General features: G+C 66.6%; 11 protein-coding genes. 6 read left to right on the plus strand and 5 right to left on the minus strand.

Annotated elements, in window-relative coordinates; translation table 11 throughout:
* Positions 1–8: 8 nt before the first annotated feature.
* From H7X47_RS16785 to H7X47_RS16800, 4 genes are all read left to right on the plus strand, one after another.
* On the plus strand, positions 9–1,559 hold the full coding sequence (locus H7X47_RS16785; protein ID WP_193369869.1) for a M81 family metallopeptidase: 1,551 nt from the start codon (positions 9–11) through the stop codon (positions 1,557–1,559).
* Complete coding sequence (locus H7X47_RS16790; RefSeq protein WP_193369870.1) at positions 1,559–2,530, plus strand: M14 family metallopeptidase; 972 nt, start codon at positions 1,559–1,561, stop codon at positions 2,528–2,530. Before H7X47_RS16785 ends, H7X47_RS16790 begins: the two co-directional genes overlap by 1 nt.
* Positions 2,531–2,564: 34 nt before the next feature.
* A complete protein-coding gene (locus H7X47_RS16795; RefSeq protein WP_193369871.1) occupies positions 2,565–3,170 on the plus strand; it encodes an HAD family hydrolase in 606 nt (201 codons plus the stop codon).
* Positions 3,171–3,242: 72 nt separating this feature from the next.
* Positions 3,243–3,848, plus strand: coding sequence for a CDP-alcohol phosphatidyltransferase family protein (locus H7X47_RS16800; RefSeq protein WP_193369872.1), 606 nt, complete (start codon positions 3,243–3,245; stop codon positions 3,846–3,848).
* A gap of 52 nt (positions 3,849–3,900) precedes the next feature.
* Here H7X47_RS16800 and H7X47_RS16805 read toward each other — a convergent pair whose 3' ends face one another.
* Together H7X47_RS16805 and H7X47_RS16810 are read right to left on the minus strand one after the other, a co-directional pair.
* The gene (locus H7X47_RS16805) at positions 3,901–5,205 is read right to left on the minus strand and encodes an adenylate/guanylate cyclase domain-containing protein (protein WP_193369873.1); all 1,305 of its coding nucleotides are present in this window, start codon (positions 5,203–5,205) and stop codon (positions 3,901–3,903) included.
* A 176-nt stretch (positions 5,206–5,381) separates the two neighbouring features.
* Positions 5,382–6,200 carry a class I SAM-dependent methyltransferase gene (locus tag H7X47_RS16810; protein WP_193369874.1) on the minus strand — a complete coding sequence of 273 codons (819 nt, stop codon included), beginning with the start codon at positions 6,198–6,200 and terminating at the stop codon, positions 5,382–5,384.
* Positions 6,201–6,387: 187 nt separating this feature from the next.
* Between H7X47_RS16810 and H7X47_RS16815 the strand changes: the two genes are divergently transcribed.
* Complete coding sequence (locus H7X47_RS16815) at positions 6,388–7,737, plus strand: pyridoxal phosphate-dependent decarboxylase family protein (protein WP_227010555.1); 1,350 nt, start codon at positions 6,388–6,390, stop codon at positions 7,735–7,737.
* Positions 7,738–7,817: 80 nt separating this feature from the next.
* On the opposite strand, the gene glxR is transcribed toward H7X47_RS16815, so the two are convergent.
* From glxR to gcl, 3 genes are all read right to left on the minus strand, one after another.
* Complete coding sequence (gene glxR / locus H7X47_RS16820) at positions 7,818–8,732, minus strand: 2-hydroxy-3-oxopropionate reductase (protein WP_193369875.1); 915 nt, start codon at positions 8,730–8,732, stop codon at positions 7,818–7,820.
* Between the two features lie 44 nt (positions 8,733–8,776).
* The gene (gene otnI / locus H7X47_RS16825) at positions 8,777–9,574 is read right to left on the minus strand and encodes a 2-oxo-tetronate isomerase (protein WP_193369876.1); all 798 of its coding nucleotides are present in this window, start codon (positions 9,572–9,574) and stop codon (positions 8,777–8,779) included.
* Positions 9,575–9,740: 166 nt separating this feature from the next.
* Complete coding sequence (gcl, locus tag H7X47_RS16830) at positions 9,741–11,543, minus strand: glyoxylate carboligase (RefSeq protein WP_193369877.1); 1,803 nt, start codon at positions 11,541–11,543, stop codon at positions 9,741–9,743.
* 283 nt (positions 11,544–11,826) lie between these two features.
* Between gcl and bhcR the strand changes: the two genes are divergently transcribed.
* Positions 11,827–12,642: an HTH-type transcriptional regulator BhcR gene (bhcR, locus tag H7X47_RS16835; protein WP_193369878.1), complete on the plus strand. Its 816-nt coding sequence runs from the start codon at positions 11,827–11,829 to the stop codon at positions 12,640–12,642.
* The last annotated feature ends 11 nt before the right edge of the window (positions 12,643–12,653 follow it).

A 12,653-nucleotide genomic window follows, 5' to 3' on the forward strand; every position in this document is an offset into this window, starting at 1 on the left:
CGCAGGGCTTGCGCGTCGCCGTGGGCGGCTTCGCGCTGGAATCGGTCTCCTTCCTGCCTTTGGAGACGGACCTCGCCGACTTCGAACGCGAGGCGCGGCGCGGCCGCGGCCTCACCGAAGGCCTGGCCGGCACCGCGACCGTGGCCGGGGGCTTCCTCGACGTGCTCGCCGCGGCGGGAGCGGAAGCGGTGCCGCTGGTCTATACCGACTGCTCGGCGGCGGGCCACGCCGGCGACGCGGCCTTCGACCATTTCCGCGACGAGTTGATCGGCCGTGTGACGAAAGCAGGCCCGCTGGACGGCCTGCTGCTGTTCCTGCACGGCGCCATGACCACGCCGCAGCGCCCCGACCCGGAAGGTGACCTGCTGCAGGCACTGCGTGACGCCGTCGGTGTCGATCTGCCGGTCATGGTGGCTTTCGACCTGCACGCCAACCTCTCGCCGCGCACGGCCGGGCTCTGCGACGCGCTCTTCGGCTTTCATTTCTCTCCGCACGTCGACATGGCGGAGACCGGCGCCCGCGCGGCGCGCTGGCTGCTGGCCAGGCTGAACGGCGCCGCCGATCCGCAACTGGCCCTGGTGAAGCCGCCGGTGGTGCTGCCCTCCATCTTCACCGCCACGGCGCTGGCGCCGCTGAAGGACATCGTCGCCGCGTCCCTGACGCTGCCGGAGCGGGTGCCGGGCATCCTCGACGCCTCGGTGTTCTGCGGCTTCGCCTATGCCGACACCCCGGACCTGGGCTTCTCCGTTGCCGTGGTGGCCGACGGCGACCGCGCCCTGGCGCAGCGCGAAGCCGAACGCCTGGCCGGGCGTGTCTGGGCCGCGCGCGAGGCCCTGCTGCACGAAGAACTGGTCGACGACCTCGACGGCGGCCTCGCCAAGGCCAAGCAGATCGCGCGGGACGCGGCGCGGCCCGTGGTGCTGCTGGAACACGCCGACCGCATGAACGATTCGACCTGGGCGCTGAAGCGTCTGATCGCGGAGAGTGCCAGTTCGGAAGGTGGGGGCCTCTCGGTGTACTGCCCCTATCTCTGGGATCCGGAGACCGCCGCCGCCGCGGTGGCGGCGGGGGCGGGCGCGCGGCTCACCGTGGCCCTGGGCGGTAAGTCCTCCGACCGTACCGGCGGGCCCATCGCGGCCGAAGCGGAGGTGCTCTGGGCCGGCGACAAGGTTTTCACCGGCACGGGGCCCATGCGCAAGGGACGGCGCATCGACCTCGGCCCCTCGGCGCTGCTGCGCTTCGGCGGCGTGACGGTCAGCGTGGTCTCCGTCTGCACCTCCGCCATCGACCTGGACGCCCTGGAACAGTTCGGCATCGACTTTGCCGCCCAGGACATCGTGCTGCTGCGCTCCAAGACGCATTTCCGCGCGGTCTATGAGCCGCTGGCCGCGGCCATCGTCATCGTCGACACGCCGGACTGGGGCACCGCCGACCTCAAGCGGCTGCCCTACCGCCACGCGCCCGCGGGAATCTTTCCCCTGGCGCGGGACGCCACCTGGCCGCGCGCGGCGGATACATCCGAAATCATGAAGCAAAGTTCTGGTCAGGGAGACGACTGATGCCATCGCCGATCGTAGAGAACGAGTACCCCATCGAACTGACACCGCCGGATATCGCGCCCTACAAGGCCGGCAACACCGGCATCGACTACATCACCCGCTTCGACAGCGGCCAGCCCGGTCCGCACGTGATGATCACCGCGGTGGTGCACGGCAACGAACTCTGCGGCGCCATTGCCCTGGACTGGCTTTTCAAGCATGACGTGAAGCCGCTGCGCGGAAGGCTCTCCCTCGGATTCATGAACGTCGACGCTTTCCTCAGCTTCGATCCGGCGACACCGACCGCCTCGCGCTTCGTCGACGAGGACTTCAACCGCCTCTGGACCGCCGAGGTGCTGGGTGGCCCGCGCCAGTCCGTGGAACTGACCCGGGCGCGCGCGGTGCGCCCCTTCATCAACACCGTGGACATACTGCTCGACATTCACTCCATGCAGCGCAAGCAGCCGGCGATGATGATGGCCGGGCCTCTGGCCAAGGGCCGCGAACTGGCGAAAGCGGTGGGCCTGCCGGAGATCGTGGTGACCGATGCGGGCCACGCCGCCGGCAAGCGCATGCGCGACTACGAGGGCTTCGCCGATCCCGCCAGCGCGAAGAACGCCCTGCTGATGGAATGCGGCCAGCACTGGGAGGCGGCGGCGGGGCCGCTGGCGATCCACACTGCCCTGCGCTTCCTGCTGGTGACCGAAATGGTCGATGCGGATTGGGCCGCCGAGGGCCTGGCCGGCGTCGAGCTGCCGCAGCAGCGCTTCATCGAGGTGACCGGCCCCGTGACCATCGAGAGCGAGAACTTCCGCTTTGTCGAGAACTACACGGGCCTGGAGGTGATCCCCAAGGCCGGCAGCGTCATCGGCTATGACGGCGACAAGCCCGTCACCACACCCTACGACGACTGCGTGCTGATCATGCCGTCACGCCGCCTCAGCCCCGGCGCCTCGGCGGTTCGCCTGGGCCGCTACGTGGACGTGGACTGAAAAGAGATCGGCTGAGACGAAGGACAGGAGAGTGATGGACCACGCCGACTGCATTATCTTTGACATGGACGACGTGCTCTGCCGCTACGATTTCACCCGGCGCATGGACATCATGGCCGAGGGACTCGGCATTCAGGCGGAGACCATCGTCGCCCGTATCTATGACTCGGGCCTGGACGAGCGCGCGGACGCCGGTGAGTTCACTGCCGAGACCTACCTGGCCGCCTTGACCCGTGAGCTCAAAGTCGAGGTGCCGCTTGAGCTTTGGCTCCGGGCGCGGCGGGAGTCCATGCGCGCGATCCCCGAGGTTTTGGAGCTCGCCCGGCGCCTTGGCCGGAAGCATACGGTTGCCATGCTCACCAACAATGGCGACCTGCTGCGCCGTCACATCGCGATGGTGTTCCCCGAAGCGCTGGAGGTTTTCGGTGAGCGGGCCTACTTCTCCTGTCAGTTCGGCGCCGCCAAGCCGCAGCCGGAGGTCTTCCTCTCCCTGCTGGGGCGTCTGGGCCACGCGCCCCGGGATGCCCTCTTCATCGATGATACGTCGGAGTACGTTGCCGGGGCCCGTGAGGCCGGCTTGCAGGCTCATCTCTTTACCGGCTATGAGGCTCTGCCTTCCTGGCTGAAGGAAATGGCCTGAATGCCGAGGGGCTGACGCAAGCGTGACCGACTGACCCCTGGCGCGGAAGCGCCGGGCGGGGTATGGGAAAGCATGCTGGACGCCCGCCTGCGTAAGATCATCGATCCACCGCTCGACCGAGTGGGGCGGCGGCTCGCGCGGCTGGGCGTCACCGCCAACAGCGTCACCTGGACCGGCTTCTTCGTCGGCACGGGCGCTTGGGCGCTGCTGGCGCTGGAAAGCTATCTTCTGGCGCTCGCCTGCATCCTGCTGAACCGCCTGGCCGACGGCCTGGACGGCGCGGTGGCGCGCCACGGGCGTATCAGCGACCTGGGCGGCTATCTCGACATCGTTCTCGATTTCCTCTTCTACTCGGGCGTGGCCTTCTTCTTCGCCGTGGGCCGGCCCGAGCAGGCCCTGCCGGCGGCCTTCCTGATCTTCAGCTTCGTGGGTACCGGCGCTTCTTTCCTCGCCTTCGCCGCCCTGGCGGCCAAGCGCGGCATCACCACGGCGGCGCGCGGCGCCAAGTCGATCTACTACCTGGGCGGCCTGACGGAGGGCACGGAGACCATCGCCCTCTTCGTCGCGATCTGCCTCTTCCCCGATCTCTTCGCCTGGTTCGCCTGGATCTTCGGCGGTCTTTGCTGGCTCACCACCGCCGTGCGCATCTTCATGGCGACGGAGACCTTCCGGCACTAGCCCCTCAGGGACCGCGAGGGTGGCGGAGGCACGGTCCCGCGCCTGCTGCTTCTCAAGAGCGTGTCCCTCCTGCGTCCCGCTGACCTTCCGCGAACTGCACTTCGAATTCCTCCTGAATGCGGCGCAGTTCCTCGATGGCGGCGCGGATGTCCGAGCTGTCGATGACATTGACCTCGACCCGCTCGCCGACGCGTGAGAGGCGGCGGCGTAGATTGCGGTGTTCCTCGGAGAGGAAGTCGTCGACCTGGTAAACCTGGATGGGGCGGGCGAAGCCCTTCGGCGTGATGCGCTCGACCTTCGTGCAGTGAACATGGCCCTGGATCAGGCTGTGGGTATTCTCGTCGACCAGTATGGCGTCCGGCTTGGCCGCCACCTCCAGGCGCGAGGCCAGATTCACCGGGCTGCCCAGGACGGTGTAGTCGAGGCGCTGCTCGGAGCCGAAGTTCCCCACCGTGCAGAAACCGGTGGCAATCCCCATGCGGACGTGCAGACCCTGCGACACGCCGAGCTTCTGCCAGTACTTCTGCAGCTCCGCCGCCCGCGCGCGCATTCGCAGCGCCATCTCCACGCAGCGCAGCGCGTCCTCGGTTTCGCCCTCGCTTTCCGGGTCGCCGAAGAAGACGAGGATGGCGTCGCCGATGAACTTGTCGATGGTGCCGCCGCAGTCGAGCGCGATGGAGGCCATTTCGGAGAGGTAGGAGTTCACCACCTTGGCCAGGCGTTCCGGTTCCAGGCTGTCGCTCAGATCGGTGAACTGGACGATGTCGGAGAGGAAGATCGTCAGGTTCTTGCGACTATAGGCGCTGGCCTGTTCGTCGGTGTGGGAGAAGATGGTCTGATAGATCTGCGGCGAAAGGTACTTGGCCAGCCGGGTGGCGAGGCTCTCGAGTTGGCGGCTTTTCTCCTCGATGATCTCGCGGTCGCGGATCTTCTGCTCCAGAAGCTCCTCCCGATCCCGCTTCAACTTCCACTCGGCGGTGCGGTCGACGAACTGGCCCTGGACGCCGTTCAGGTAGGAAAAGACATCGTCCGTTGTCCGCGTGGACAGCAGGGAAAACACCTTGTCCTCGCCGTCCAGGTTGATGTGGATCTCGGGAATGAGGACCGAACCCTTGCCGTTCAAGCTGACGACAAAGTTCTCGATCTGTGCACCGGGGACTCCAAGCTGCTCCAGCACGTCGGGAAAGTAGACGTTGGTGACGTTGCCGAGGACCGGAAAGAAGCTCTTGAAGTTGTCGTTCACCTTCAGGACCTGCAGTTCCTTGTTGGCGAAGTAGCACGCCGTAATCGCGTTGCGGAAGTTGAAGAAGCTCAGGTCGACGATGTTGTGCTGATTGAAAAAATCTTCCAGTTTCATCGGCTCTCCCCTCCTGGCCGGTCGCGGGAAGGCTCAGGTTGCGCAGCGCAGCGCCATAGGCACCGGCGGCACTCGCAGGCGAAGCGGAAGCCCGATTTCCGCTTTTGCGCGAGCAGCGCAACTCAGCTGTAATACTGCAACAGCTTGAGCCTTTACCGCTTCGGCGGCAAGGCCGCTCAGGGGCGGGCTACGATCATCGCCGCAGGGACCGGCACGACGTAGCCGCCGTCCGCTGCAAAGTCAGCCTCCACCTTGGCCGTCATCTCGCCGCGTATGCGATCGACGATCTCTGCAGACTGGCTCTTCAGCAGCATGGAGACTGCGACTGTCGCATTTGCATAGATGTCGAAGAGGTCACCCGGCGCGTCGAGCCGCCAGGTGAAATGGAGGATGTCGTGAGCGGCGAGCCGGAAGCCGGCAGCCTGGAGCAGCGTCTCGGCGGTTTCCCGGTGCGCGAACTGAAAGAAATCCGGCTGCGGCGGCGCACTCGACAGGTCCGCGTGGGTCTTGATGGCACGCAAGGCGGTGCCGAATGCGGGATTTGCTTCCGGTGCGGCCCAGCAGGTGAAGGCGAAGGTGCCGCCCGGGCGCAGGACACGCCGAACTTCGGAGAGCACGCGATTGTAGTCCGGCACATGCGGGATGCCGAAGTTGCAGGTGACGGCATCAAAGCTGGCCTCGCCATAGGGGAGGTTCTGGGCGTCGCCCTGCCGGAGGCTCGCCGCAGGTGCGGCACGGGCAGCCTTCTCCAGCATCGTCGGGGAAAAGTCGAGCCCCTCCACCTTCGCGCCGCTCTCGGTCAACCTGGCGGTCAGATTGCCCTGTCCACAACAGAGGTCCAGGATGTCGCGGCCAGGTCCGGGCGCGACGACGGAAACGAGCTGCTCTGCAATCCGGTCGGTAATGGGGCCGAAGCGCGTAACATAGTTCTCGGCGACGCTGTCGTCGGCCCAGCCCTTGCGTTCTCTTTCGCCGAATACGGAATAGTCGTCCATCAAGACCTCTCCTCCGTTTTCTTCTACGGAATCAGGGTAGCCGCTTTCGGTCCCGATGCCATTGCGTGTATTCCGAAAGTATAGCGGCTGCCGGCGATCTTCGGTTGCGGCAGCAGGCGTAAGCGGCACGCAATTGCCGTCCCTGCGGCGCGGGGCTAGGCTGCCCGTCATGATGGACAGCACCAGCTTGCAAAATCTCCTCAGCGAAGCGGCGTCGCGGGCGGCCGCCTATCTCGACGGGCTGCCGTCGCGGGAGGCAGGTCCCCTTCCGGGCTCGGTCGAGCGACTGATCCGGGCGCTCGAGGGTCCCTTGCCGGGCGGGCCGAGCGTGGCGGAGGATGTCCTCGCTTTTCTGGATGACTACGGGTCGCCGGCCACCGTGGCCAGCGCCGGTGGACGATATTTCGGCTTCGTCACGGGAGGTGCCCTGCCGGCGACGCTGGCCGCCCAGTATCTCGCCGCGGCCTGGGACCAGAACAGCTTCAGCTTCGTCAGCTCTCCGGCGGTTGCCTGCTTCGAGGCGGCGGCCCTGCGCTGGGTGAAGGAGGCGCTGGGGTTGCCGGCCGTTGCCGAGGGCGCTCTGGTGACCGGCGCGACCATGGCGAACTTCACCTGCCTTGCGGCGGCGCGGAACCACGTGCTGGCGCGCGCCGGCTGGGACGTGGACCGGCAGGGCCTCTTCGGCGCGCCGGAGCCGACCGTCGTCGTCGGCGGCGAGGCGCACGCCTCCCTCTTCAAGGTGCTTTCCCTGCTGGGGCTGGGACGCGACCGGGTGCTGCGCGTGGAAGCGGATGGGCAGGGGCGGCTGCGCGCCGACCGGCTGCCGCCGGTCGACGGGCCCGTCATCGTCTGCATCCAGGCGGGCAACGTGAACTCCGGCGCCTTCGATCCGGCCGAGGAGGTCGTCGCCTGGGCGCGGCAGCGCGATGCCTGGGTCCATGTGGACGGCGCCTTCGGGCTCTGGGCCCTGGCCTCGAGCGAACTGGCGCCGCTGGCCCAGGGATTCCGCGAGGCCGACTCCTGGGCGACCGATGCGCACAAGTGGCTGAACGTGCCCTACGACTCCGGGATCGCCCTGGTCCGGGATGCGGAAGTGCTGGCGAAGGCCATGTCGATCAGCGGGTCGTACCTGCTGCCCAGCACACACCGCGACGCCATGAACGTCACGCCCGACAGCTCACGCCGCGCCAGGGCCATTGAGGTCTGGGCGGCGCTCAAGGCGCTAGGGCGATCCGGTTTGGCCGACATGATCGAGCGCAACTGCCGCCAGGCGCGGCGGCTGGCCGAAGGCCTGCGTGACGGCGGCGTCGAGATCCTGAACGAGGTGGTGCTGAACCAGGTCGTCGCTTGCTTCGGGGACGACGCCCGGACGCAGCGCGTCATCGCCGCGGTTCAGGACGACGGCACCTGCTGGTGCGGTGGCACCAGCTGGAAAGGGCGCGCGGCCATGCGGATCAGCGTCTCTTCCTGGGCCACCAGCGACGACGATATCGAGCGTTCCCTGGCGGCGATCCTCGCCGCGCATCGCGAGGCCTGAAAGAAAAAAGCCCGCCGGTGGGCACCGGCGGGCTTCAGTCGAAGGCACAGGGAAAGACTACTTCGGAAGAAGTCCCCCTATTATTCCGCAGCCGCGGAGGCGGCGGAATCTTCTGCGACCGGGTGAGCGGCCATGAGTTCGAGCGCCTTGACCATGGCGGAGTGGTCCCAGGCGGCCCCGCCGTTGGCGGCGCAGGCGTTGAACAGCTCCTGCGCGGTCGCCGTGTTGGGCAGGCTGACGCCCAGCGCCTTGGCGCCCTGCAGGGCGAGATTGAGATCCTTCTGGTGCAGCTCGATGCGGAAACCCGGATCGAAGGTGCGCTTGATCATACGCTCGCCGTGGATCTCCAGGATGCGCGAGGTGGCAAGGCCGCCCATCAGCGCCTGGCGCACCTTGGCCGGGTCGGCGCCGGCCTTGGAGGCGAAGACCAGGGCCTCGCCCACCGCCTCGATGGTCAGGGCGACGACGATCTGGTTGGCGACCTTGGTGGTCTGGCCCACACCGTTCGGGCCGACCAGGGTGATGTTCTTGCCCATCAGCTCGAAGATCGGCTTGGCCTTCTCGAAGGCCGCGTCGCTGCCGCCGACCATGATGGTGAGGGAGGCCGACTTGGCGCCGACCTCGCCGCCGGAGACCGGCGCGTCCAGGTAGTCGCAGCCCGCCTCGTTGATCTTCTGGGCGAAGACCTTGGTCTCGATGGGCGAGATCGAGCTCATGTCGATCACCAGCTTGCCCTTGGAGAGACCTTCGGCGACGCCGTTCTCGCCGAACAGCACGGCCTCGACCTGCGGGGTGTCGGGCACCATGGTGATGATGATGTCGCTGGCCGCGGCCACGTCCTTGGCGCTGTCGACCAGCTTCAGGCCCTTGCCCTTCAGCTCGTCCGGCGCCGGGGTGCGGTGCACGGTGCTGGTGACCTCGTGCCCGCCGTCCAGCAGGTGGCCGACCATGGGCGCGCCCATGATGCCGAGGCCGATGAATCCGATCTTTGCCATGACTTTCCGTTCCTTTCGCTCAAATCTTTTTATGCAGGCGCGGCTTATTCCGCCGCGGCGCTGGCGGAGAGATAGGGGCGCAGCCAGCCGAGGCCTTCCGAGGTGCCGGCCTTGGGCTTGTACTCGCAGCCGATCCAGCCCTTGTAGCCCATCTTGTCGATGGCATCGAAGAGGAAGGTGTAGTTGATCTCGCCGGTGCCCGGCTCGTGGCGGCCCGGGTTGTCGGCCAGCTGCATGTGCGGGATCTTCGCCAGGTTCTTCTCGATGGTGCGCGTCAGATCGCCTTCCATGACCTGCATGTGATAGATGTCGTACTGGAAGAAGAGGTTGTCCGAGCCCACCGTCTCGATGGTCATCATCGCCTGGGCGGAGGTGTCCAGGTAGTAGCCGGGGATGTCGATGGTGTTGATCGCCTCGATCAGCAGCTTGATGCCCGCTTCCCCGGTCTTCTTCGCGGCGAAGCGCAGGTTCTCGATGTAGGTCTCCGCCACCTTGTCCGGATCGGCGTGCTCGGGGCGGATGCCGGCCATGGCGTGCAACTGGGTGCAGCCCAGGGCTTTGGCGTAGTCGATGGCGGTGCCGACGCCGTCCTGGAACTCGCTCACCCGGTCCGGTAAACAGGCCAGTCCGCGCTCGCCGGCATCCCAGTCGCCCGCCGGCATGTTGTGCAGCACCTGGACCAGGCCGTTGGCTTTCAGCGCCTCGGCCAGGACTTCCTTCTCGAAGGCGTAGGGGAAGAGGTACTCGACGCCCTGGAAGCCGTCTTTCGCGGCCGCGGCAAAGCGGTCGAGGAAGTCGTGCTCGTTGTAGAGCATCGACAGGTTGGCGGCGAACTTAGGCATTCTGGGGATCCTCCTGAATTTTTCCACAGCTTACAGGGTGGGGCGGCCCCTGAGTCAACAAGGCCAGTCAACAAGGCCAGTCAACAAGGCCGGTCAACAAGGCCGGTCAATGACAGCGGGATGAAGAACCGCTGCCGCTAAAACGGCAGGGTCCTTTTCGCCGGCGCTACTCCGCGGGCTCCAGCTCCGGCTGCTTGCCCTTCGGCATGCCATCGGGGCCCAGCGTCGGGTCGAGGCAGAGCGTCTCCTCGAACTCGTTCACCGCGTCGATCTCCATGCCCATGGAAACGTTGGTGACGCGCTCCAGGATGAACTCGACCACCACCGGCACCTGGAACTCCTCCATCAACTGGTGGGCCTTGTCGAAGGCTTCCTTGAACTCGTTGGGGCTTTTCACGCGGATCGCCTTGCAGCCCAGGCCCTCGGCAACCTTCACGTGGTCGACGCCGTACTCGCCGAGGTCCGGCGTGTTGACGTTCTCGAAGGAGAGCTGGACGTTGTAGTCCATGTCGAAGCCGCGCTGCGCCTGGCGGATGAGGCCCAGGTAGGCGTTGTTCACCACCACGTGGATGTAGGGCAGCTTGAACTGGGCGCCGACGGCCAGCTCCTCGATCATGAACTGGAAGTCGTAGTCGCCCGAGACCGCGACGATCTCCTGCTCCGGGCGCGCCTTGCGCACGCCGAGTGCCGCCGGCAGGGTCCAGCCCAGCGGACCGGCCTGGCCGCAGTTGATCCAGTTGCGCGGGTTGTAAACGTGCAGGAACTGCGCTGCGGCGATCTGTGACAGGCCGATGGTGGTGACGTAGCAGGTGTCGCGGCCGAAGGCCTCGTTCATTTCCTCGTAGACGCGCTGCGGTTTCAGCGGCACCTCGTCGTAATGGCTCTTGCGCAGCATGTTCTTCTTGCGGTGCTCGCACTCGCGCGACCAGGAGGTACGGTCCTTCAGCTTGCCGGCCGCCTTCATCTCCTTCGCCACCTCGACGAAGAGCTCCAGCGCCGCCTTGGCGTCGGAGACGATGCCGTAGTCGGGCATGAAGACGCGGCCGATCTGCGTCGGCTCGATGTCGACGTGCACGAACTTGCGCCCCTTGGTGTAGGTCTCGATGGAGCCGGTGTGGCGGTTGGCCCAGCGGTTACCGATGCCGAAGACGAAGTCGGAGCGCAGGAAGGTGGCGTTGCCGTAGCGGTGGCTGGTCTGCAGGCCCACCATGCCCGCCATCAGCGGGTGGTCGTCGGCAATGGCGCCCCAGCCCATGAGGGTCGGGATGACCGGTACCCCGGTCACTTCGGCGAACTCGACCAGCAGATCGGCGGCGTCGGCGTTGATGATGCCGCCGCCGGCGACGATCACCGGGCGCTCGCCCGCGTTCAGCATCTCCAGTGCCTTTTCCGCCTGCTTGCGGCTGGCGGCGGGCTTGTAGATCGGCAGGGGTTCGTAGGTTTCGTCGTCGAACTCGATCTCGGCCAGTTGCACGTCGACCGGCAGGTCGATCAGCACCGGGCCGGGCCGGCCGGAGCGCATCAGGTGGAAGGCCTGCTGGAAGGCGCGCGGCACCAGGGCGGGCTCCTGCACGGTGATGGCCCACTTGGTGACCGGCTTGGCGATCGATTCGATGTCGACGGCCTGGAAATCCTCCTTGTTCAGCTTGGCGCGCGGCGCCTGGCCGGTGATGCAGAGGATCGGGATGGAATCGGCGGAGGCGGAGTAGAGCCCGGTGATCATGTCGGTGCCCGCCGGCCCCGAGGTGCCGATGCAGACGCCGATGTTGCCCGGCTGGGCGCGGGTGTAGCCCTCGGCCATGTGGGAGGCGCCCTCGACGTGGCGCGCCAGGACGTGGTCCAGGGTGCCGCGCTTCTTCATGGCGGCGTAGAGCGGATTGATCGCCGCGCCGGGAACGCCGAAGGCGACGCTGACGCCTTCCTTCTCCATGACGCGAACGGCGGCTTCGGCTGCGGTCATCAGGGTCATCGTCGTTCCTCCGCCCCGAACTTGATGCTCGGGTGTTGTTCTTGCTGGGGTGGCGAAGATGCCACTTGGAATTTCATGAGTCAATAGGAATGGAATGATATTCCGTATCGTGGAATAATGGAAATAAGATCGAAATACATAATGTATTTCAAATTGTTATAATGGACAATAAAATGGAACTGGCTGCCAAAAGTGGCGTCGGCGGCGTTCTGCGACGTGCCTGCTGACAGCTTCGGGCTTTGCCCTCTATGCTGCGCCTGCCGAGGGAAGGGAGATTCGCGCCATGCCGAGAACCGCCGCCAAGAGCCGGGGCGCTGCCAAGGGAGACGCCAGCAAGGGAAGCGGGCAGGTCCAGTCGCTCGACCGGGCCCTGTCGATTCTGGAGCGCCTGGCCGATGCCGACGGGATGACGCTGACCGACCTGGCCCAGTCCGTCGGCCTTGCGCCCTCGACCACCCACCGCCTGCTGACCACGCTGCAGCAGCGCCGTTTCGCCGACTTCGACGAGGAATACTCCGTCTGGGTGATCGGCGTCGGCGCCTTCAATGTCGGCAATGCCTTCCTGCGCAACCGCCGCATCGTCACCCTGGGCCGCCCGGTCATGCGCCGGCTCATGGAGGACGTGGGGGAGACCGTGAACCTGGCGGTGGAAGACCAGAACGAACTGGTCTACGTGACCCAGTTCGAGAGCCACGCGCCCATGCGCGCCTTCTTCCGCCCGGGGCGCCGCGCGCCGATGCACGCCTCGGCCGTCGGCAAGGCGATGCTGGCGGAGATAGACGACGCGGCGCTGACCGATCTGCTGCACCGCAAGGGCATGCCGCGCTTCACCGACAAGACCATCGTCGATCCCACGGCATTGCGCGCCGAACTGGAGAAGACGCGCCAGCGCGGTTGGGGCGTCGACGACGAGGAGCACACCGTAGGCATGCGCTGCGTGGCGGCGACCATCCACAACGAGCACGGCGAGGTCATCGCCGGGGTGTCGGTCTCCGGCCCCTCGGTGCGCGTCACCGAGACCCGGCTGGGCGAACTGGGCGCGCGGGTGGTCCAGGCGGCCAAGGAGATCACCGAGCAGATCGGCGGCGTGGCGCCCTAGCGCCGGCGTCG

Source organism: Pelagibius marinus (assembly GCF_014925385.1).
GTDB classification, from domain to species: Bacteria; Pseudomonadota; Alphaproteobacteria; order Kiloniellales; family Kiloniellaceae; genus Pelagibius; species Pelagibius marinus.

Excerpts from the sequence above, each read along its gene's own strand:
- H7X47_RS16800 (WP_193369872.1), top strand. The coding sequence starts at position 3,243 with ATGCTGGACGCCCGCCTGCGTAAGATCATCGATCCACCGCTCGACCGA.
- H7X47_RS16810 (WP_193369874.1), bottom strand. The coding sequence starts at position 6,200 with ATGGACGACTATTCCGTATTCGGCGAAAGAGAACGCAAGGGCTGGGCC.
- H7X47_RS16790 (WP_193369870.1), top strand. The coding sequence starts at position 1,559 with ATGCCATCGCCGATCGTAGAGAACGAGTACCCCATCGAACTGACACCG.
- H7X47_RS16805 (WP_193369873.1), bottom strand. The coding sequence starts at position 5,205 with ATGAAACTGGAAGATTTTTTCAATCAGCACAACATCGTCGACCTGAGC.
- H7X47_RS16795 (WP_193369871.1), top strand. The coding sequence starts at position 2,565 with ATGGACCACGCCGACTGCATTATCTTTGACATGGACGACGTGCTCTGC.
- gcl (WP_193369877.1), bottom strand. The coding sequence starts at position 11,543 with ATGACCCTGATGACCGCAGCCGAAGCCGCCGTTCGCGTCATGGAGAAG.
- otnI (WP_193369876.1), bottom strand. The coding sequence starts at position 9,574 with ATGCCTAAGTTCGCCGCCAACCTGTCGATGCTCTACAACGAGCACGAC.
- bhcR (WP_193369878.1), top strand. The coding sequence starts at position 11,827 with ATGCCGAGAACCGCCGCCAAGAGCCGGGGCGCTGCCAAGGGAGACGCC.
- glxR (WP_193369875.1), bottom strand. The coding sequence starts at position 8,732 with ATGGCAAAGATCGGATTCATCGGCCTCGGCATCATGGGCGCGCCCATG.